Annotated in this window: 20 protein-coding genes; 18 read left to right on the top strand and 2 right to left on the bottom strand. The window is 51.0% G+C overall.

Annotation, left to right across the window (positions count from 1 at the left end):
* Nucleotides 1–19 precede the first annotated feature (19 nt).
* The 14 genes from G8770_RS16540 (at nucleotide 20) to G8770_RS16475 (ending at nucleotide 15,916) form a co-directional block, all read left to right on the top strand.
* Entirely contained in the window at nucleotides 20–1,675 is a 1,656-nt protein-coding gene (locus G8770_RS16540) for an ATP-binding protein (RefSeq protein ID WP_167189305.1), read from the top strand.
* Nucleotides 1,672–2,445, top strand: coding sequence for a Flp pilus assembly protein CpaB (gene cpaB / locus G8770_RS16535; protein ID WP_167189302.1), 774 nt, complete (start codon nucleotides 1,672–1,674; stop codon nucleotides 2,443–2,445). Before G8770_RS16540 ends, cpaB begins: the two co-directional genes overlap by 4 nt.
* Nucleotides 2,446–2,593: 148 nt before the next feature.
* Nucleotides 2,594–4,171 (top strand): type II and III secretion system protein family protein, encoded by a 1,578-nt coding sequence (locus G8770_RS16530; protein WP_208022318.1) that lies wholly within the window; start codon nucleotides 2,594–2,596, stop codon nucleotides 4,169–4,171.
* Nucleotides 4,172–4,231: 60 nt separating this feature from the next.
* The gene (locus tag G8770_RS16525) at nucleotides 4,232–4,492 is read left to right on the top strand and encodes a hypothetical protein (protein WP_167189299.1); all 261 of its coding nucleotides are present in this window, start codon (nucleotides 4,232–4,234) and stop codon (nucleotides 4,490–4,492) included.
* Between the two features lie 186 nt (nucleotides 4,493–4,678).
* Nucleotides 4,679–5,929 carry a TadE/TadG family type IV pilus assembly protein gene (locus G8770_RS16520; protein ID WP_167189296.1) on the top strand — a complete coding sequence of 417 codons (1,251 nt, stop codon included), beginning with the start codon at nucleotides 4,679–4,681 and terminating at the stop codon, nucleotides 5,927–5,929.
* Complete coding sequence (locus G8770_RS16515) at nucleotides 5,930–6,475, top strand: TadE/TadG family type IV pilus assembly protein (protein ID WP_167189293.1); 546 nt, start codon at nucleotides 5,930–5,932, stop codon at nucleotides 6,473–6,475. It begins immediately after the preceding gene.
* Nucleotides 6,472–6,981 (top strand): TadE/TadG family type IV pilus assembly protein, encoded by a 510-nt coding sequence (locus G8770_RS16510; protein WP_167189290.1) that lies wholly within the window; start codon nucleotides 6,472–6,474, stop codon nucleotides 6,979–6,981. Before G8770_RS16515 ends, G8770_RS16510 begins: the two co-directional genes overlap by 4 nt.
* A gap of 10 nt (nucleotides 6,982–6,991) precedes the next feature.
* Nucleotides 6,992–8,227 (top strand): CpaE/TadZ family protein, encoded by a 1,236-nt coding sequence (locus tag G8770_RS16505; protein WP_167189287.1) that lies wholly within the window; start codon nucleotides 6,992–6,994, stop codon nucleotides 8,225–8,227.
* 3 nt (nucleotides 8,228–8,230) lie between these two features.
* Nucleotides 8,231–9,592, top strand: coding sequence for a TadA family conjugal transfer-associated ATPase (locus G8770_RS16500; protein WP_167189283.1), 1,362 nt, complete (start codon nucleotides 8,231–8,233; stop codon nucleotides 9,590–9,592).
* A gap of 9 nt (nucleotides 9,593–9,601) precedes the next feature.
* Nucleotides 9,602–10,576, top strand: a complete 975-nt coding sequence (locus G8770_RS16495) for a type II secretion system F family protein (RefSeq protein ID WP_167189279.1) — start codon at nucleotides 9,602–9,604, stop codon at nucleotides 10,574–10,576.
* 3 nt (nucleotides 10,577–10,579) lie between these two features.
* Nucleotides 10,580–11,542 carry a type II secretion system F family protein gene (locus G8770_RS16490; RefSeq protein ID WP_167189276.1) on the top strand — a complete coding sequence of 321 codons (963 nt, stop codon included), beginning with the start codon at nucleotides 10,580–10,582 and terminating at the stop codon, nucleotides 11,540–11,542.
* A 67-nt stretch (nucleotides 11,543–11,609) separates the two neighbouring features.
* Nucleotides 11,610–12,683, top strand: coding sequence for a tetratricopeptide repeat protein (locus tag G8770_RS16485; RefSeq protein WP_167189273.1), 1,074 nt, complete (start codon nucleotides 11,610–11,612; stop codon nucleotides 12,681–12,683).
* Nucleotides 12,684–12,971: 288 nt separating this feature from the next.
* Entirely contained in the window at nucleotides 12,972–14,309 is a 1,338-nt protein-coding gene (gene aptA, locus G8770_RS16480; RefSeq protein ID WP_167189270.1) for an omega-aminotransferase AptA, read from the top strand.
* 116 nt (nucleotides 14,310–14,425) lie between these two features.
* Nucleotides 14,426–15,916 carry a CoA-acylating methylmalonate-semialdehyde dehydrogenase gene (locus tag G8770_RS16475; protein WP_167189267.1) on the top strand — a complete coding sequence of 497 codons (1,491 nt, stop codon included), beginning with the start codon at nucleotides 14,426–14,428 and terminating at the stop codon, nucleotides 15,914–15,916.
* A gap of 195 nt (nucleotides 15,917–16,111) precedes the next feature.
* On the opposite strand, the gene G8770_RS16470 is transcribed toward G8770_RS16475, so the two are convergent.
* The gene (locus tag G8770_RS16470; RefSeq protein WP_167189264.1) at nucleotides 16,112–16,918 is read right to left on the bottom strand and encodes a universal stress protein; all 807 of its coding nucleotides are present in this window, start codon (nucleotides 16,916–16,918) and stop codon (nucleotides 16,112–16,114) included.
* A gap of 686 nt (nucleotides 16,919–17,604) precedes the next feature.
* Here G8770_RS16470 and G8770_RS16465 point away from each other — a divergent pair.
* A complete protein-coding gene (locus tag G8770_RS16465; RefSeq protein ID WP_167189261.1) occupies nucleotides 17,605–18,879 on the top strand; it encodes an oxygen-independent coproporphyrinogen III oxidase in 1,275 nt (424 codons plus the stop codon).
* Between the two features lie 137 nt (nucleotides 18,880–19,016).
* A complete protein-coding gene (fnr, locus tag G8770_RS16460; protein WP_167189258.1) occupies nucleotides 19,017–19,802 on the top strand; it encodes a fumarate/nitrate reduction transcriptional regulator Fnr in 786 nt (261 codons plus the stop codon).
* 175 nt (nucleotides 19,803–19,977) lie between these two features.
* Here fnr and G8770_RS16455 read toward each other — a convergent pair whose 3' ends face one another.
* Nucleotides 19,978–20,685: an OmpW/AlkL family protein gene (locus G8770_RS16455; protein ID WP_243760537.1), complete on the bottom strand. Its 708-nt coding sequence runs from the start codon at nucleotides 20,683–20,685 to the stop codon at nucleotides 19,978–19,980.
* A gap of 145 nt (nucleotides 20,686–20,830) precedes the next feature.
* Here G8770_RS16455 and G8770_RS16450 point away from each other — a divergent pair, with 145 nt between their 5' ends.
* Together G8770_RS16450 and G8770_RS16445 are read left to right on the top strand one after the other, a co-directional pair.
* Nucleotides 20,831–21,421, top strand: a complete 591-nt coding sequence (locus tag G8770_RS16450) for a DUF4202 domain-containing protein (RefSeq protein WP_167189255.1) — start codon at nucleotides 20,831–20,833, stop codon at nucleotides 21,419–21,421.
* Between the two features lie 10 nt (nucleotides 21,422–21,431).
* Nucleotides 21,432–21,800: a SirB2 family protein gene (locus G8770_RS16445; RefSeq protein ID WP_167189252.1), complete on the top strand. Its 369-nt coding sequence runs from the start codon at nucleotides 21,432–21,434 to the stop codon at nucleotides 21,798–21,800.
* Nucleotides 21,801–21,920: the final 120 nt, after the last annotated feature.

The raw sequence follows: 21,920 nt of genomic DNA, 5'->3' as shown, positions 1-21,920 counted from the left end.
GGCTTTTAGAGAAAAAACTATGACGCCACTTGAGAATCCAGCGCTGACGACAGATACCATAGACACTTTCTCATCACAGGGATCTGAGTCAGGCAAGACCCACGGAGAAGCAACAACCACCCTGCGCCTGAACACCCAGGTCACAAGTGATTTCTCCACAACGTCGCTATCACCCGTCACGATTCAAAGTACCGGTTTGAGCGAGCGGCTTTTAACGCAACTTTGCTGTAAACACCTGTACGAAGCCGGCATGCTAACCGCCCACAGTCTGTCTCAAAAAATGGCACTCGGCGGCGCGGTGGTTGATGAGATTTTGCAGATACTGCGTCGTGACGCAATTATTGAAGTCCGCCCCAATCACGCCATCAGCGCAACCCTGCGCTACGGTCTGACTGAGCGCGGCCGCGCCAGCGCCCTGGAAGCGTTGGCGCAAAGTGGTTATATCGGCCCGGCCCCTGTCCCCCTGCAGGATTATCAATTTCAAATTCAGCACCACTCTATTCATCGCCGCGTGGTCGATGGCCCAATGATTGACAAGGTATTTGCCAACTTTGTCATCGACCCCAACATCAAGGACCAAATTGGCATGGCGGTGAATTCCGGACGGGCCATCTTCATCTATGGCCCCGCCGGCTCCGGTAAGACCTACACCATTGCTCAACTGCCCGGTGTGTTTGGTGATCACTGCGCCATTCCCTACGCCATTGCCATCGACGACACCATCATTGAAGTGTTTGACCCCCTGATCCATGAAATCATTAATGACGTGCAACCCGCCCCAGGCGGCAACGAAACCAACGATGCCATTGATAACCTCGGGGATAGCTCTAATAACCACACGATCAATGACAAGCAGAATCAAAAAAACAGCTTACTGATTGACCGCCATCGGGACCCTCGCTGGCTGCTTTGCAAACGCCCAGTGGTGTTGTGCGGCGGCGAACTGACCATGGATATGCTGGATATCCAGTTCAATCCCGCCACCCGCCAGTTTCAGGCGCCTTTGCAGCTCAAAGCCAACGGTGGAATTTTTATTATCGATGACATGGGACGGCAAAAACCCTCGCCTGCGGAGATTTTCAATCGCTGGATTGTCCCCATGGAAGAAAAGCGGGATTTTTTGACCCTTGGTAGTGGCCGTCACTTTGAAGTGCCCTTTGATCAAATTCTGATTTTTTCATCGAACCTCAACCCGCTGGACTTGGCCGATGAAGCCTTCCTCAGACGCATTGGCTACAAGATTCGCTTTGACTATCTCACCACTCAGGCTTATCAAAGAATTTGGGAAAGCCAATGCCATCAACATGATGTCCCTTTTAATCCCGATACCTTTGCATTTTTATTAACCGAATTGCACCAGAAAAACCGGACACCGCTGCTGCCCTGCCACCCGAGGGACCTGTTGGGCATTGCTCGCGATCATGCCTATTACCATCAGGAAACGGAGGTGATGACAACAAAGCGTCTGCAGTGGGCATGGAATACCTACTTTGTTGATCTCAATGAAAACAATATCGTCTCCGCTGACGAGGCTGAACAGCGAACTGATTCATCAACTCTTGCAACAGATCAAACAGTGTCTGACCGTCAACCACTCACGCAGTCTGCAAAGCACCCTACAAACCTGACAAACCACCCCAAGCCTGACACTTCATTCCAGAGGGACGCCCCATGATGAAACCAAGAACTACCCTATTGCTCACTGTCTCGGCTCTGCTCGCCATCTCGGCCGCCTGGCTGGCGAACAACTGGGCACTGGCCAAAAATCAGCCACAGCTGGAGTCAAGTACCGGAGTGGTGGTTGCTGCCACCGACATACCCTATGGCCACAAACTGGAAGCGGTTAATCTCAAGCTGCTTCAGGTTCCGGAAGATCTGGCGCCCAACGATGCCATTCACAACCTGGAAGAAGCCGTGGATATGGTCACTAAAGAAATCATTCTTGAGGGTGATATTTTACGCGGCCAGCGTATTTCCAAACACCTCGAAGGCTCTACTCTGGCGGCGATCATCAGTCCGAATAAACGTGCCATCACGGTGCGAGTGGATGATGTTATTGGGGTCGCGGGTTTTTTGCTTCCCGGCAACATGGTGGATGTACTGGCATCCAAACGCGATCAGAAAAAAACCACGACGGACACCATACTCAAGAAAATTAAAGTTCTGGCTGTTGATCAAACCCAAAGTACCAACAAAAATGATCCGGTGATTGTACGAGCGGTCACCCTGGAAACCACACCGACCCAGGCAGAAACCATCGTCAAGGCCCGGGAGGAAGGCTCCATCCAGCTGACACTGCGCAACCCTCTGGAAGAGGATGAACCGCCAGCCCCAGAGCCGAAGAAAATTGTCAAACGCAGCACTTACAACCCGTATCAAACCTCTTATGTCACGGTCATTCGTGGCACGGACGCAGAAGTCAAAAAAGTGACGTACAAAAAATGAGTGCTCGAATAAATCATAAGGCAGAATTTCAAAAGACGACAGTCCCCATAAAGACTGGCCCAGTACTAATAAAGAAGAATGAGACGCCTCGATTTGTTCAATACACACAAACGAGCTTTGGTTTTTATATTGTTAAAAGGAATTTCCTATGCACCCGCTAGGTCAATTTAAAAAAATATTGCCTTTAATCATTGCCGGAGCATTAGTGTATCTGGCTTTGACATCGCTGGCACCCAACGCCATGGCTGAACTGACCAGCCTCAGCCCTGACAGCACCTACAATGACAACATGCAGGTACCATTGTATAAATCTCAAATTCTGGACATTAATGTTCCGATTCAAAAAGTTTCTATGGGCAATCCGGACATTGCGGATATCCTGGTACTGCGTAACGGCCAACTGTATGTCCTTGGAAAAAAACTCGGGACAACCAATGTCTTATTGTGGAATAAAAACAGCCAGTTAATTAAAGCCATTGACATCGAAGTGACCCATGATCTCAACACGCTTAAGGCCAAACTGTTTCGGGTACTGCCCGACGAGCGCATTGAGGTTTACAGCTCCCAAGGTTCTCTGGTCCTAGGCGGACAGGTATCGTCTACCGCCAGAATGAACACAGCTCTGAAAATAGCTCAAAGCTACGTCTCAGTAGCCCAAAGGATGGAAGGAGATGGAAAAGCGAAAGAAGACAAGGAAAATCGAATCGTCAATCTAATGAGTGTCGGCGGTGCCCAGCAGGTCATGTTAAAAGTGACTGTCGCGGAGATGAATCGAAGCAGCATGAAAAAATTGGGTGTCAAGTTTAATGCACTGGGTATTGGTGACAGTAACTGGAATCTGGGGGGAGTTAATGGAGGAGCAACCTTTCCAGACGCTTTGTTTGAGCCGGATGATGTCCGCATCCCCGTCTTTGGTGAATCGGCACCTTTGGGCCCTGTTATCGATGAATTCATGCCCAATGACCTATCCATTGCGGATAAAGGTTTATTCGGCAGCTTCCTGAGTGAAAACTTTATCTTCAATATGACCTTGGAAGCCGCCAAAGAAAATGGTTCAGCCAAAATACTGGCCGAACCAACACTGACCACACTGACAGGGCAGGAAGCCAGATTCCTATCCGGCGGTGAATTTCCCATCCCCATTCCCCGAGGAGACCGAGGCACCACCATTGAATTCAAAGAGTTTGGTGTAGGTGTAAACTTTGTTCCTGTGGTGCTGGATTCCGGTCGAATTAATTTGACCCTGGATGTCAGCGTTAGTGAATTGATTAATGGCAACTCCGTCATTATTCGAGCTGAGGATTCCACTAGCACCTTTTTAATTCCAAGCCTCACCAAACGCAGTGCTCAATCCTCGGTTGAACTGGCCGACGGAGAAACCATTGGCATTGCCGGACTGATCAGTGAAAACATGCGCGAAGTGGTGACGAAATTTCCCGGTTTAGGGGACATCCCCATTTTGGGTCAGCTGTTTCGAAGCTCGGAGTTTGAATCCGGGGAAACCGAACTGGTCATTCTGGTAACTCCGGTTTTAGCCACGCCGTTTAAAGATAAGCCCGCATTGCCCACAGATCATTTTGTTGCCCCCTCAGACCTGGAATTCTATTTGTTAGGACGCACCTACGGCACCCCTGAAAAATCAGGCACAAAGTCAACTTCAACAGCCCAAACCCTGCCAGTAAAAAGTGGGGGTATAGACCAAAGTTTTGGTCATAGCCTTAACTAAAACGGACTTCGTCTTAATTAAATAATTGACATCATCTTCAATAAAAAGGACTCAACGAAAATGAAAACTTCAGCCCTCAAATTAGCCGCGGTGTGTGCTTCGCTCCTCACCCTGATGGCATGCGCTAATTACCGAGACTACCCACGAGGCGAAAGCCTCGCCAGCATCACTGAGTTGCAGACCGCTAATCCCAGAGGTTTCGAAGGTGAAAAGGAAGGACTTGATGCTTATAAAGCGGAAAATGCCCTGCAGGTCTATCGCGGTGACGTGGGTCAACCCACGACCATTAAGCAAGAAGCCCAAGCTCGTAAACAAGAATAACAAATACCTAAACTTAGAATCGGCAGGACTGTTTCACATTGCCTCAACTATCAGTAAGAGATCGAAAGCTTATAAAGCAAATGCGGTAGAACATTAGTAAACCAGAAAGACCGGTACAATTGATGGTCAACTGACATCGCCGTCTTCAAGCAAACTATGGAAATCATGCAGCAGGAGTAGGGTTTTATGAACAAATACAGACCCCAGTTACCCGGCCGACAACGTGGCGTGATTGTGGTTGCCACCACCGTCGCCATGTTAGCGCTGTTATTGGTAGCGGGTTACTCTTTCAACAGTGGTCACCTGCTGCTCAACAAAACCCGTTTGCAAAATATTGTGGATGCCGCTGCCCTGTCCGCCGCCAAGGTGTTGGACCAGTCGCACGATACACTATTAGCACAGCAAGCTGGCTTTAACACCCTGACCATGAATCTCGCTGAAGCCGGTTATGAAGATCTTGCCGACAGCATCACCGGTAACGGCATTGCCTTCAGTGCCGAGTTTTCCAACACCCTCGTGCCTTTTGTACCCGGCAGCCTCGACCCTCGCTTCGTGCGCATCAGTCTCGCTGCTAATGCCCCCCTGGATGATCTTTTTATCAGCATGGGGGGACAGAAAGCGGTCAATGCCTCGGCCATTTCCGGCCCCAGCCCGCCTTTAGTCGGCAGTGCCTGCGATCTCGCCCCCATGATGGCCTGTGGTGAGGATACCCTGGAGTGCGAAGGTGATACCTGCAGTAATTATTATGGCTACGAGCCAGGTCAATACACAGTGATGAAATACGCGGCCGGTGACAGCAGCGACGTAGGCGCCGGTAATTTTCAACTGATTCGTCTGGACGACAGCCAAGGTGGCGCTGACGTGAGAGAAAACATGGCCGGCGGTTATGAAGGTTGTCTCGCAACCAGTGATGTCGTTGAAACCGAGCCCGGTAATACTGTGGGCCCGGTCGTGCAGGGTTTGAATACCCGCTTCGGCAGTGGCGGCGGCGGCGGTCTGGATACCGACCTCTATCAGGCAGACTATGTGACCGACTTCGGCTCTTCTTTCAGTACCGATGCCAATGGTGAGGCTGTTCCGCCAGCTGATGGTGACGTTTTTGATTATAGCGACTATCAAACCGCATATGGCGAAGATCAAGGTGGCATTATCCCTAACGCTGTATGCCCAGGGGGGGGGCGTTGCCACCGTCGGATGCTAACTATCCCTATTGGTAACTGTAGCGGCACCACCAACGGTCAGGGGCAGGTACCGTTGTACGGATTTGCCTGCCTGTATTTGTTACAACCCGTCAATCAGCAAGGTAATGAAGCTCAGGTTTATGGACAGTTCGTTCAGGGCTGTACCAGTTATGGCAGCTTCTCCCAGGATCCGACAACTGGCCCAGCCCCCACCCGCATTATTCTGTATAAAGACCCCGGCAGCGAGGATTCGTAAATGATACGACCCACTAAGCCATCGACCGCGGTTAACCATCTTCCTGCTCTGGATTGTTCAATCTCCAGATCACCGAGCATGAGGCAGTGTCGAGAACAAAAAGGTCTCGCCATGGTGGAAATCACCATTGTCATGCCATTGTTGCTGCTGTTATTGCTGGCCATCAGCGAATTTGGCCGAGTCTTTTACAGTTACACCACCCTTAACAAAAGCGTGCAAAACGGCACCAGATTGCTGGCGTCTACCGCAACGCCCGACACCACAGGTAACATCCAGTTCAACACTACCGGTCCCAATGGCAACGCCTTCAAAGCCGGAAATTTAATTGTCTTTGGCCACGTTAACGGCTCCGGCTCTCCCGTACTTGAAGGCATAACCACGGACGATATCGCTTTTTCCAACCCGGCCGCCAACCTGATACGTGTCGATGTCGGCTATACCTATATACCCATGATTGGCGCCTCACTGAATCCTTTTGGGTATGGCGATCCCATCGACCTGAGTTTTACCTTAAGGTCCAGCATTACCATGAGGGTACTTGAATGATTTCACTTATACATTGCTCTCACCCGCATTCAACCCTCAAGCGAACTGAACGAGGCGGTACTCTGGTTGAATTTTCTATTGTGGCTGCCGTATTTTTCATGGTGCTGTTTGGCATCATTGAATTCGGCCGTCTCATGTTCACCTGGAATGTGCTGGATGAAGTCACTCGTCGGGGTGCGCGCCTGGCCGCAGTCTGTCCCATTGATGCGATTGACGGAATCTCTGACCGGGCCAGCTTCCACGGCGCTATTTTGAACAATTTTTCTAATGACAATCTCTTGATTGAATACTTTGATGAAAACTCAGCCCCTATTCCTGACCCGACAACCGACTTCATTAATATCCGCTTTGTCGGTGCAAAAATCATTAACTATCAATTTCAGGGATTTATCCCCTTCGTGACGTTTATCCTTCCGTCTCCCGATTTTCAAACTGTCTTGCCCAGCGAAAGTCTGGGTATTGCTCCCGTAGGAGCTGTCGTCAGTGGCTCAAATGTGGATTGCTAGGAGAAGTACTATGCAAATGGAACACCATCTATCTCATGAACACGCCTCCCGACCGTTTGTCGAAAAAGGTCGCCGTGATACTCATGTACTGATTGCCAGCCGTGACCGAAAAGGCGTTGACGAGCTGAGCCAGATGATAGGCAGCGCTGCCGGCTTTCGACTCAGCCAGCGGCACATCATCAACGGTGATATCAATCCCCTGCTTGGGGCCAGCATCATCCCTGACATATTAATTTTCAAAGTGAGCTCTCGATGGCGCGAAGAACTACAACAATTGCCCGCGTACCTTTCCAGCTCAAATCTGGAGACCATCATTGTGAGCGACAGTGAAGAAAAAGACTGCATGCGCATGGCCATCCAGATTGGCGCGCGGGATTATATCTCTCCACCCCTGAGCAGTGGCGAACTGATAGAGTCCATTCGCCGGCTGCGTTCGGAAATGGGCACCATTATCAGAAAAGGCAAACTCATCAGCTGTATTAACGCCAAAGGGGGCTGTGGATCAACCTTTATTGCCAGCAATATCGCTCACATCATGGCCAGCGCCAGTAAACTCAACACGGTGGTCATGGATCTGGATTTACAGTTTGGCACCCTGTGCCACTACCTGAATCTTGAACCCAAACGTGGGCTGGTCGAAGCCATCAACAACATAGACAGTCTTGATGAAATTGCCCTGCAAGCCTACTTACTCAAACACCACAGCGGTCTCAAAGTCCTGGAAACCAATCCCCTGGGCATTGCTCTGGCAGAAGATATACCCGAGAGTAAATTGGGCCAGCTCATGGATTTACTGTTAGCTTGCCACGACACCGTGGTGGTGGATTTGCCACGCCAAATTGACCTGTTAACCAGTACCGTACTGGAACGTTCAGACCATATCCTGCTCACAGTTCAGCAGGATATCTCAGCGTTGCGGGATGCAGTGCGCTTGATCAGCATTCTGCGCCAAGACCTGGGCATTGCAAATGAACACATCAACGTGGTGGTGAATCGCTACAACAAGCGCTCTAACATCACTCTTTCAGACATAGAAAAAGCACTCAAGGTCAATCAATGCCTGCTGATTCCCAACGATTTCAGTAACGTCCATCAGAGCGTGGAATCCGGGATCCCGCTGTACGACGGCAATCGCGGCGCCGCAGCGATTAAAGCCATGATTGCGCTGGAAAGCCAGCTGCTTGGCCAGACAACCAAATCCAAGGGGCTTTTCAACAAACTCAGTGCTTACTTGAAAGGAGCTTAGGTCATGTCACTCAATCCCAATTCTCTCAATGCAGTCATTTCGCCAGATCATCTAAACACCACAGACTTGCTGTCTGAAGCGGCTGCAGCTAACCGGGTTCTTAGTCAGCAAGAGCAACAAAGCAAAAACCTGATCCACCAACGGTTGCTGAATGTTGTGGACTTGGCGGTACTCGACACACTGTCCGAAGAGGAAGCGCGCCGACAACTGCAGGATATTTGCCGCAACCTGATGCAGGAAGAACAGATACCGGTGCCGCTGGCTGGACGTCAACAAATCATCAAGGAAATTGAGGACGAACTGCTCGGACTGGGCCCCCTCGAAGCATTGCTGGCCGATAAGAGTGTGTCTGACATTCTGGTCAATGGCCCGCATTGCATTTTTGTTGAACGAAACGGCAAGCTGGAGCCGACCAACATTCGCTTTAAAGACAATCAGCACCTGCTCGGTATTATTGACCGCATTATTTCCAGTGTCGGACGCCGCATAGATGAGTCTTCCCCCCTGGTAGACGCTCGCCTAAAAGATGGCTCTCGGGTGAATGTAATTATTCCCCCTTTGGCACTCGACGGCCCCTGTATGTCAATCCGACGGTTTTCCGTCGAAATGCTCGGCATGCAGCACCTGATTGATATCGGTTCGGTACCGCCGAATATTGCGCCGGTGCTGGAAGGCATCGTCAAATCGCGCCTCAATGTGTTGATTTCCGGTGGCACCGGCTCGGGTAAAACCACCATGCTCAACATCCTTTCCGGCTATATCCCCCACGATGAACGGGTGATTACCATAGAAGATTCCGCTGAGCTGCAACTGCAACAACCTCATGTTGTGCGCCTGGAAACCCGTCCGGCCAATGTCGAAAACCGGGGTCAGATTACTCAGCGGGACCTGGTCCGTAACAGTTTGCGCATGCGCCCCGAGCGCATCGTCATCGGTGAAGTACGCGGTGATGAGGCTTTGGATATGCTGCAGGCCATGAACACCGGTCACGACGGCTCCCTGACCACTATCCACGCCAACACCCCCCGCGATGCGTTGGCCCGTATCGAAAACATGGTCTCCATGGGCAGTGTCAACATTCAAGAGCGGGCTCTGCGGGCCCAAATCGCCTCAGCAATCGACGTGATTTTACAAATCGAACGCATGGAAGACGGTCGTCGCCGACTCGTCAGTGTCAGTGAAATCACCGGCATGGAAGGTGACATTATTACCATCTCGGAATTGTTTCGTTTTGACCGCCGCGGTCTCGATGCTGAAGGTAAGGTTCTGGGCGAATTTCGGGCGACCGGCATTGTGCCTTCTTTTTACGAGCGCCTTTGTCAACGAGGTATCGAAGTACCCATTAACCTCTTTGCCCCTCAGTAGGATCTGGCCATGTCGCAGAATTATCTCTTTTTTATTGGATTGATTTCCGCCGCCGTCTTTTTGCTGAGTTTTGCTTTAACCACGCCGGTGTTTGGTGAATCGAAGAAAAACCGTGCGCGCCTGCAACAAAGGTTGCGAGCCGTACGCGAAAAAACGGAACAGCCTGCCAGTGCCAGACTGTTACGGGATGACTATTTGAGCCGGCTCAGTCCGTGGGAAAAACAACTCGAAAGCTCTGAATGGCTAACCTCTCTAACATCCCATCTACAGCAGGCTGGGTATCGTATACCCGCCTACCGCTTTGTCATCATCGCTGTTGTTGTCGGGCTTGTGGCTGGCACCGTGGCAGCTTTGTTCAGCAACGTGTGGTGGGTACCGGTACTGGTCTTTCTCGCCGGAATGATCCTGCCGTTTATCAAACTCAGTCGCGATCGAAACCTTCGCCTGGAAAGCTTCGAAGAACAGTTGCCTGAAGCCCTGGACATTATGAAACGCGCTCTACAAGCAGGGCATCCGCTAGTCGAATGCCTGCACTTGGTTGGCGCAGAAATGGATGACCCCATCGCCCAGGAATTTGAAACCACCTTTATGGACCTCAACTACGGCAACAGTATTCGTACCGCCCTGTTAGGGTTACTTGAAAGAATCCCCAGCGTCACCGTAATGGCCCTGATGACTTCCGTGGTCATTCAAAAGGAAACCGGCGGCAATATGGCCGAGATTTTCGACAAGCTGGCGAAAGTGATTCGTGGTCGCTACCGGTTCCAACGCCGTGTGAAAACGCTATCCGCCGAAGGGCGCATATCGGCGTGGGTCCTGTGTCTGGTACCTTTCGTCCTGTTTGGCATTATCTCCATAACCACTCCTAGTTATTTGCCCATTTTATTGGAAACACCGACCGGCCAAAACTTGTTAATCGCTGCAGGCGTCGGCATGGTGATGGGCATATTTGTCATTCGAAAAATCATTCGTATTGAGGTGTAAACCATGCAATATTTTCTCGAACTGATCAATTCGATTGTCAAAGACCCCCAGGCTTCACAAACCATTTTTGTGATCATCACCGCCACCGCGGCCTTTGCCTTTGTTATGAGCCTGGGTTTTCTTCTGAGTGCTTTCAGCGACCCTGCCCGAAAAAGACTGACCGCCATCACCCAGGATAAAAATGCTGCGGCCACTGCCAGCGTAGGCGACGATTTTTTCAAACACATTATGGGCACAGCGGCCAGCGCCCTGTTGCCGAGTAATAACCAAGATAAAAGTCACATTCAAAAACAACTGATTATTGCCGGCTTTCGCAGCAATAATGCTGTCACCAATTTTTATGCCTACAAGACTATTCTGGCTGTGGGGCTGCCCCTGGCGGTGCTAATGCTGTCAAGATTTTCAGTCGGGATTTCCACACAAAATGTCATTGTCGCCACCTTGCTGGCCTTCTCGGCCGGGGTAATGCTGCCCAACTACGTGCTCAAAAAACTCGTAGACAAACGCCAACGTAAACTCCGGGCGGCCTTTCCCGACGCCCTGGATCTGTTGGTGGTTTGTGTAGAGTCCGGACTCGGGCTGACCAGCGCCATTGCTCGTGTCGCCCAGGAACTGGATATTACCCACCCGGAGCTGGCGGCAGACCTGGCGCTCATCAATAAAGAAATTATGGTCGGCGTGCCTCGCAGCCAGGCGTTTAAAAACCTGTCTGAGCGCACTGGTCTGAATGAGATCCGCGGCCTGGCAACCTTATTGGATCAAAGCCTGCGCTTTGGCACCAGTGTCGCCGATGCCCTGCGAACTTACGCGGAAGAGTTTCGGGATAAACGCATGCAAGCTGCCGAAGAGCAGGCGGCTAAAATCAGCACCAAGCTGATCTTTCCGCTAACCGCATTCATCTGGCCGTCATTCTTTGTGATTGCTGTTGGCCCAGCCATTCTTCAAGTCCTCGAAGCGTTTAAATAAGGAAATTTCAATGTCACATTCTCGAGTTTCATGTTCACCCCTAAAATGTGTCTGCCTCACGCTCGTAATGGCTCTTGCAGGCTGCGCCAGCACCGACAACAAAACCACGGGCGACATTGACAACAGCGACCTGTATCAGGGCTCTCGTGAAGTCGCGTATAAAAGTAAAACCCAAAACGCAGACGCCAGCGAGCTCAATAGCGAAGCACAGGCGGCCTTGCAAAGCGGCAATACCGACCAGGCCATCTTCTATCTGGTACAATCCTTAGCCAAAGACCCCAATCAGCCTGAAGTCTATCGGCGCATTGGGCAAATTCACCTGCAACTCAACCATACCGCTTTGGCTCAGGTTGCTTTTGAACGCGCCCTGTTGAAAGCACCCGACGATCTTGAGTCCTTAATGGGGCTTGGGCAGATTCACTTGCAACAAAAACACCGGGATCAGGCCAAATCCTATTTCCTGCAGGCTTTGGCAGTTGATCAGCAGCGTTTCAAGCCTTTGCTGCAGCCTAGAAGCCATATGACTAATGATGCTTCGCCCCCCCCCCTTGCTGCTGATACACCCCAGCCAGAAGATAGTGTTACTGAAGCCCATACCGACAATCAAACACCTCTACCGGCCAAGCTCCTGCTGCGTGTTGACAACCGTTCCCCGTACCCGGTTTACAATAATCTCGGGGTTTTGGCAGATCTTGAGAGCAACTTTGCCGAAGCACAGAAATATTACCGACTGGCCATCAAAATACGGCCCAACACAGCATCCGCCTACAACAACCTGGGGTATTCTCACTATCTGGCCGGCGAGTGGCCAGAAGCGGATATTTACTATCATCAGGCCATTGAGCAAGATCCCGAATTCACCCAAGCCTGGCACAACATGGGGTTACTCTATGTCCGCATGGAAAAGTATCAACTGGCCGTGGATACCTTCTCTCGCTTTATGGAAGACCCTGAAGCCTACAATACCGTGGGCTACCTTTGCATGGTCAGCGGCAAATACAAGGTCGCAGAGCGCTACCTGAAAAAAGCCATCGATGCATCACCGGTTTACTTTGCCAAGGCCCGAGAGAACCTCAAACAAAACAGGCAATACCTGGAAAATGCATTGGCGGCCAAGCAATCTGAGACCACAACCAACTAAACACATCCAGCCCTGTTTCATTAAATCCCCCCTCCCACGCTCAAGGGGGGGCTTGCACCTCGCACCTCGCACCTCGCACCTCGCACCTCGCACCTCGCACCTCGCACCTCGCACCTCGCACCTCGCACCTCGCACCTCGCACCTCGCACCTCGCACCTCGCACCTCAACATTATGTTTCATAAACATGAACATTAAGATTCATAACTTAATATTTTTGAAACTTTAAGATTGGCCTATTCTGCCTGCTGACGATTGATCAGACTCAACCCGCTTCAGGAGAACAAGAGATGAGCGACAAGCTTGCAGGCGTCACCCAGGCCCAGCTGGACGCCCACTGGATGGCTTTCAGTGGCAACCGGGACTTTAAGAAAGACCCTCGTATTATCACCGCTGCACAAGGTGCTTATTTCACCAGTGCAGATGGACGCCAAATTTTTGATGGTTTATCCGGTCTATGGACCTGTGGTGCGGGTCATTGCCGCCCCGAGATCACCGAGGCCGTCAGCAAGCAGCTTGCTACCCTGGATTACGCCCCGGCGTTTCAATTCAGTCACCCCAAAGCCTTCCAGCTGGCTGAGCGCATCACCGACTTCATGCCGGAAGGCCTGAATCGGGTATTCTTTACCGGTTCCGGTTCGGAATCGGCCGAGACCTCGCTCAAGATCGCCCGCGCCTACTGGCGTAAAAAAGGCCAGCCCACCAAAACCAAGCTGATTGGTCGCTCCAAGGGCTACCACGGGGTGAACTTTGGCGGTATCAGTGTTGGCGGCATTGGCGGTAACCGCGCCCTATTTGGCGCCGCAGTGGATGCCGATCACCTGCCCCACACCGTCCTGCCGCAAAACAAGTTTGTCAAAGGCATGCCGGAAGAAGGCGCTGATCAAGCCAACGAACTGCTGGAACTGATCGCGTTACACGATGCCTCCAACATTGCTGCAGTCATTGTCGAACCTATGGCTGGCTCTGCCGGCGTGTTGCCACCGCCTAAAGGCTATCTTCAGCGGCTGCGCGACATATGCGACCAACACAACATCCTGTTGATTTTTGATGAGGTGATTACCGCATTTGGCCGTATGGGTGCCAATACCGGTGCAGAGGCGTTTGGTGTGACACCAGACATTCTCAACACCGCGAAGCAATTGACCAATGGCGCCATTCCCATGGGTGCAGTCATTGCCAAGCAGGAAATCTACGACACGTTCATGGAGCAAGGCGGTCCGGACTACGCCGTTGAATTGCCTCACGGCTACACTTACTCGGCTCACCCTGTTGCCTGTGCCGCCGCTCTTGCTGCACTGGATATTCTGGAGCAGGAGAAACTGGTTGAACGCTCAGCAGAATTGGCCGTGATGCTGGAAGATCGGGTCCATCAACTCAAAGGCACACCGCTGATTACGGACATCCGCAACTGCGGCGTTGCGGCAGGCTTCACCATTGAAGCAGCACCCGGTGAACCCCTGCTGCGTCCCTATCAAATCGCGATGAAGATGTGGGAAAAAGGCTTTTATGTGCGCTACGGCGGTGACACCATCCAACTGGGTATGCCGTTCATTTCTCAGCCAGAAGAAATAGACACGCTGGTTAGCGCCCTGGGCGACAGCATTAACGAAGTGGCCAAGGGCTAGAAACTAGAAACTAGAAACTAGAAACTAGAAACTAGAAACTAGAAACTAGAAAAAGGTTAGTCGTTGCGCCGTATCGGCGCAAAACAATTTATTTTGAAGTTTTAAAAGAGGTTTATATGAGTATTGTCGGTCATCTGATCAATGGTTCGCTGAGCGAAGCGGCAGAACGTACGCAGGATGTTTTCAACCCTGCGACCGGTGAAGCCACCAAGCAAGTCGCGCTGGCTTCCAAAGAAACCGTGGAAGAAGCGATTGCTGCGGCTCAGGCTGCCTACCCGGCATGGCGCAACACGCCACCGGCCAAGCGTGCCAAAATCATGTTCCGCTTTAAGCAGTTGCTGGAAGACAATGCCGAACAGATTTGTGCCATGATCGGTGAAGAGCACGGCAAGATTTCCCACGATGCCATGGGTGAACTGACCCGCGGTATCGAGAACGTTGAATACGCCTGCTATGCCCCGGAGCTGCTGAAAGGTGAACACAGCCGCAACGTTGGCCCCAATATTGATTCCTGGAGCGAAATGCAACCCCTGGGTGTGGTCGCAGGTATCACCCCGTTCAATTTTCCCGCCATGGTGCCGCTGTGGATGTACCCACTGGCCATCGTCTGTGGCAACACCTTTGTGCTGAAACCCTCCGAGCGCGACCCCTCCTCCACGCTGTTTGTAGCACAACTGCTGCAAGAAGCCGGTTTACCGGATGGGGTTATGAACGTCGTCAATGGCGATAAAATCGCAGTTGATACCCTGCTGACAGACTCCCGTGTACAAGCTGTAAGCTTTGTTGGATCGACCCCCATTGCCGAGTACGTATACGCCACGGCCAGCGCCCACGGAAAACGTTGCCAGGCACTGGGTGGGGCCAAAAACCACGCCATCATCATGCCCGATGCCGATATGGATAACGCCGTGGCAGCCATGACTGGTGCAGCCTTCGGTTCATCCGGTGAGCGCTGTATGGCTTTGTCTGTGGCCGTTTGTGTGGGTGATGAGGCTGCTGACAGCCTGATTGAAAAAATGACTGAAGCCATGCAAGGGCTGAAGGTCGGCGATTACACTGATGCCAGCAATGATTTTGGCCCGGTGATTACCGAAGCCCACAAAAACAAGGTCAACGGCTACATCAACAGCGCCGAAGAACAGGGCGCAACCATTGTTGTAGACGGTCGCAACCCGCAAGTGGCAGGTTTTGAGAACGGCTTTTTTGTCGGCGGCACTCTGATTGATAACGTTAAGCCTGGCATGAAATGCTATGACGAAGAAATTTTTGGACCGGTTTTGCTGGTGGTTCGCGCCGAAACCATGGACGAAGCCATGCAACTGATCAATGATCATGAGTACGGCAATGGGACCTGCATCTTTACCCGCGACGGTGAGGCCGCACGTTACTTCAGTGACAACATTCTGGTCGGCATGGTCGGCATCAACGTGCCACTGCCCGTCCCGGTCTCCTACCACAGCTTCGGCGGTTGGAAGCGCTCATTGTTCGGTAACCTGAGTGCCTACGGCCCAGACGGTGTTCGCTTTTACACCAATCGTAAAACCATCACTCAGCGCTGGCCTTCCAGCGGGGTACGTGAAGGGGTGCAATTCTCCTTCCCGAGTTGACGGAAATACGAGATAGCGGTCGAAACTTCCACTTCAATTGAGCTGTCTCGACCGCCAGCTTTCTGTTGACCCACAAAAAAAGAGGAGCATAGGCTCCTCTTTTTTTGTGGGTGTTATCATTGCTTGGCCGGTTTATGCCGTGTCGTTTAGCTGACACAGAGGCCTCGCCTCTGTTTATTGTCCTGATGCCAAGGCCTAGTTGAGGGTCATAACGTCCTGCTTGAGACGACTCATCACCCGCTCAGAGGTATTGCCTCGCATCGCCAACATCATACCGCGACGCTTAAGTGTACCAATCACAATGATATCGGCATTGATTTCATTGGCGACCTCAGGGATTATATCTTCTGGCGCGCCCTGACGGACGTGAATTTTGTCCGAATCAATATTGATTTTACGCATCATGTTACCGCGATCCGGATAATTCAATGAGTCCGTGTAAGTATTAACCACCTGAAAATCAGCGCCGTAACGCTCCGCCATCCACTTGCCCCGAGCCAGAATCTTGTCATTCAAAGCCGCGTACTGCGGTGACGTATCCTGCATTTTTAAGGCCGCCAGAACGGTTTTACGCTGACTGTCCGCACCTGGGCGGCAGATTAAAACCGGACAATTTGAATGACGCAGTACCTGCCACTTGGCATCAGAAAACCGATTCCGGGAATCTTTGGCAGAGTAATCAGGCAGTAGTATCAAATCCGCCTCCGTCTTTTTAGCCGCCTGTAATACGGCCTCATGCCACTGAGTTGACCAGCAGATCACCAGGGTATAATCCAGCCCCTCTTCAATTAATGGTTTTTTGAGGTTGTCAAACCACTCAGTATCCCGATAAATGTCCGGGTTATCGGCATCCAGTGACACGGCGGCTGGGTCCACCGCGACAAAAACCTTCAGTTTGGGGCTCACATCCCGCAGACGAGAAGTAATGATTGCACGCTCCAGGGCAACGTGTTCAACCTGTGTGGGATCGACAATAACAAACAATGTATCCTGATTAGACATTTCTCTACTTCCCTTACGTGTACGTGAATGTAAAATTGTAACCTTAACTCAAAAACTGTTCAGATTGAAAATCTGTAGCCCAAAATATAAACCTGTTTACCGATAATTCAGTACCTGAAAATCACCCGCTGGCGGTTTACTCAAAAAAAGAGAAAACAGATTGAACCCGCCCAATGCCCTTGGTTTCTGTCTGAAGATTTGTTTCTTTCTACAGTTTTGTTCCTTGCTGCAGATTTTCAGGTCTGGATCCAGACTCTATAGCCCAGAAAACCTCAAACCTCAGTATAGACCTTAGTTGTGGCTATATGACTAACAGACCTGCAGCGCTGCCGACCATGAAATAACCGACGGACACTGAGCAGAGCGGCCGCTTTTGATCACCTAAATTAGCTAAACCACCAAGTCTATTTTAAACAACTGATGCCCATTGAAGAAGATGATACCTCAACCTTGAGAAGCACGGTTGACGCATATCAACACATCCATATTTTGCCCCCGTGCCCCCCTTAACAGCCAGCATTCCAGCAAGCTTCAATCAACAAATGCCGATACCCGCCTATCCGCTGGCAAGCCGCTTGGGGACAAGCCCTGCGTGGTTTGATTGACATACATCAAAACGCCCGACAGGCAGGCTCGTAAACTGACCGCATAAATTTTCTAATTATGGAATGGGTACGCTTATGGGCATGAACTCGCTTCCCCAAACGGTCACCGAACACCAACAAATAGACCCCTGCTACCCTACAAGCTATTTTTGGAATCAACACGTGCTAAATGAGGCGATTTCAAAGCCAACATCGACTTCAACCCTCAGCCTGCGCAACCGCTCGCCTTTGGGCTTAAGCTTATTTGCACCGCGCCCCGAAAAAGCCGAAGAGATTCACAGAACTCAACAGGGAGAACCCCCTACCCCTCCATTACTGGATGCTCTGTTACGTGAAATCAACCTGCGGCAAAATCAATTCAAAGGTCGGCAAACCCCTTGGCTGCACTGGCAATTGCCCCACGGGTTACTCGACAATACCGACGCAACCCAACTCATGTACTTTATCGGCCGACAATTCCAGCTGAACCCCAATCCCGATAATCACTACAAAGTAAGCTTCACCGCAGAAGAACTGGACCCTATTCGACTCGCGCTGTTTAAGGGTCTGGGGTTTAACAGCCTGGAAGTGATTTTGCAGCCCCAGGATTCTGTCACCCTTGAGTTACTGCAGCTCTGCTCGGTCTTAAGCGAAGACTTCCACTTTCAACACTTTGGGCTCAGACTTCAGTGGCTGCCAAGGCAGTTTCCGGCAACACTTACGGCCATGATCACTGACGGTGGGCGCCGCCCCGACACCATTTCGTTCTCCCCCATGAGCGAGTTAATCGCCAGTGATACGCGAGGATTACAGGCCCTGCACCAGGGGTTAGGAAAAACGGGCTACTCCGTGCTCGGCAACGACCACTTCTACGTACCCGGTGGCGAATTAGACAAAGCGCGGCAAAACTTTCAGCTCATGCACACCATAGAAGGCTATAACAGCCAAAATGTCAGTAACATTATTGGCCTGGGACCTGGCAGCACCAGCGTAACCGGCCACATTCGCACCGTCAATCCGACGGCGCTGGGCGAATATGCCTCCTACCCGTTTGACCGCTATCTAATCGACTCTACCGACGTCAGAATCAAGCGGGTCATCGACCATCTATTGAAGTATCACCAGCTGGATCTAAGCTATTTTAAGCGTCGATACGGCCTTGACCTCCTTTCTGCCCTAAACGACGCCAATGCCACCAGCCACATCGCAAACACTTCTGTCACCGAAAGCGACAACCTGAAAAATAATAATTTTAGTGACAGAAACCGCTCTGCGCTGTCCTTATACCGTATCAGCGACCAAAGATTGACCTTAACTCAGGAGGGCATTCTCCAACTTAGCTCCCTGTGTTCACGTCTAATCCGCTATTTTCAATAGAATCGGCGGGTTACAAACGAAAAGTACCTTTACCTGCCTGCTTCCCTGTAGGAAAATGTGGTGAATTCATGTTAGTTCCGGAGTAAGGTTTTGCCTTTCCGGCGCAACCAGAACAAGACCACCTCTGAGCATTTTCCATGAGCGACACCACAGTGACAAGTTCGAGCACCCTCGCCACTGACAAAACCTCCTCCGGGAAGCAATGTCATCACAACCCCTTAGTCTCCTGTGGTGACTGTCGGCTCAATGCCATCTGTTTACCCATCAGCTTACATATCGATGACATCGACAAGCTGAATAATATTATCCAGCGTGGCCGTCCACTCCAAAAAGGCGAATACCTGTATCGCTCCGGCGACACCTTTCAGTCCGTCTACGCTGTGCGCTCTGGCACCGTAAAGGCAGTGAATATAACCAATGATGGGCAGGAGCAGGTGACAGGGTTCTATTTGCCTGGCGAGGTACTTGGCATGGATGGCATTGCCCAGAACCACTACACCAATTCTGCCATAGCCCTGGAAACGTCAGCGGTGTGTGAAATCCCATTCTCCCGCCTGGAAGGCCTGAGCTTACAGCTGCCCACTCTGCAGAGACATTTTTTCCAGCTGATGAGCCGTGAGATTACATCTGACCAACAGTTAATCACCCTGCTCAGCAAGAACAGCGCTGATGAACGGATTACTTCATTGCTGCTGAGTATTTCAACACGTAATCATCACCGCCAACTGTCAGCCACATCTTTCCGATTGCCGATGTCACGTTCAGACATGGGCAATTACCTGGGCCTGACCATTGAAACGGTCAGCCGAGTACTCAGCCGTTTGCAAAAAAACAATTTAATTGCGGTGGATAAAAAAGAAATCCATATTTTGGACATGGCGGGCCTGAAAAAAATTGCCAACGTAGAGCCCGATTGTCAGTAAGGCCAAAACCATAGCAAGGCGACGGCTAATAACTTAAAAACCGTGACAAGTCCTACAGCGCATCGCCATTAGTCGCCATCTGAACTCACCACTTCCAGAAACGAAAAAGCCCGTTTTCACGGGCTTTTTCGTCTGGGTTCTTTTGCTTACTTTAAATTCTAGCCGTTACTTAACGTTAAAATTTATAACCTACTGAGACAGTGTATACATAGGGGTCCACGTCAACATCAGACGTCACTCTGGAGCCGTTATCGAATTTAACTTTGGCTTCTGTGTCAATATCAATCCAGCGTACAGATGCGTTCAACAACCAGTTCTCACTGATGAGGTAATCCGCTCCGAACTGGAACGATAATCCCCAGGAATCGTCAAGCTCCACATCCCCTCCGGTGAGGCCAAGCGAAGTAAATGCGGCATCCGCTTGACTGGTGATGCTTTCCTCAAAAAATATCGTATAGTTAACGCCAATGCCAAGATACGGTTTAAAATTGTTGCCGGTATCAATATGGTATACCGCACTCAAGGTAGGCGGCAGATGTTTAACGTCGGCGACGTCCAGCCCCTGCAGCGCATTGGCATCGGTCACCGTAGCGGTGTGAGAAAACGGCGTCGCGGCCAGCAGCTCGATCCCCCAATTATTACTGAGCATATATTCAGCGGTGAGTCCCAACTGCGTATCACTATCAACCCCCAATTTACCATTCAGAGGGGCTTCCAGAATAGCGCCATCCAAAGCCAGCGGGCTACTGCTTTCTTCCGGGTTGACCTGCGTCGCCCCGGCACGAACCACCCAATCTCCCGCCTCAAACGCCAAGGCCTCAGTGGACACCAGTCCAGCTGAAAGTACCGCAGCGATAGACAATTGTTTCATTACGTTATTCATGGTATTCCCTCTTTAAATGACTGTCTCTTTTTCATTGGGCGCATTACATCGTAATCACCCGGTGAAGTTCTTGATCTGGATTAAATCTTTTACATCTAAATCAAAACCAATGAAAATGACGGATAATCACTAAAAGGAATCTCACATGACTCAGCACGACCGTTTATCTCGAGTTTTGGACGCCATAGATCAAAAGAACCGGCAAGATCCACATTCGGTTGTTCACGACGGCAACGCTATCGCCAAAGAACTGCTCTATGGGCAGCGAATGAGCCAGCGCCTGGCAGACTTTCAGCCGGATGCCTCAGAATTTTTACAAATCGCCTGTCGGGCGCAACATATCCAGCGCTGGAGTATTCCCCGCAAGGATTACCCCATGGACCGCCCCGGTTACAAACGCTGGCGCACAGACCTGGCCAAGTTCCACGCCGACCTGACCGCAGAGTTAATGAGCGAGTGCGGGTACAACGAAGAAGAAAAGGAACGCGTCAAAAACATACTGCAGAAAAAGCAACTCAAGCGTGACCCTGAAGCCCAAACGATGGAAGACATTGCCTGCCTGGTCTTTTTGGAGTTTCACCTTGAAGAGTTTGCAGCCCCCCATGATGAGGAAAAGGTAATCGATATTATCCGTAAAACCTGGAATAAAATGTCGGACAATGGTCACGCCGCAGCACTCAAACTTCCTCTTTCAGAGACCATGGGCGCTTTAATTGGGCGTGCCCTCAACGACTGAGACAGCCGACATGTATCAGCTGCTGAAGCACTCTCACATCGCCTTAGCCTCCGTCAGCGTTGCCTTTTTCGCCCTGCGTGCTCTGTGGGCACAGCAGGGCAAACTCGATCATGTGACAGCCTGGGTGAAGCGTTTGCCGCACCTTATTGATACATTGTTACTGCTCACTGGGCTCAGCTTAATTGCACTGACTCACATCACCCCAACAGACAATAGCTGGCTGGCTTTAAAGTTGATGCTGTTGATTGCCTACATCCTGCTAGGCGCTCTTGGGTTGCGCTACGCCCCCTCAAGCTGGCGAGGCCCCTGCTGTCTACTCGCTCTCTGCTCTGCAGGCGCCATGGCCAGCCTGGCGCTCTTTAAACCAGCCCTTTGGTAACGCCGCCCTTGCCTTAAATTTTAATACCCGCCAGCGACCGCCCTTAATCAGAGATTAACTCTCACCGGGAAGCTTAAAAATACCACACTGTGGACACATTCTGACTGATCATTTTACGAC

The organism is Pseudomaricurvus hydrocarbonicus, from assembly GCF_011602365.1.
GTDB classification, from domain to species: domain Bacteria; phylum Pseudomonadota; class Gammaproteobacteria; order Pseudomonadales; family Cellvibrionaceae; genus Pseudomaricurvus; species Pseudomaricurvus hydrocarbonicus.
The sequence above is the reverse complement of the archived record's forward strand: the minus strand, read 5'-3'. Positions and strand labels throughout refer to the sequence as shown.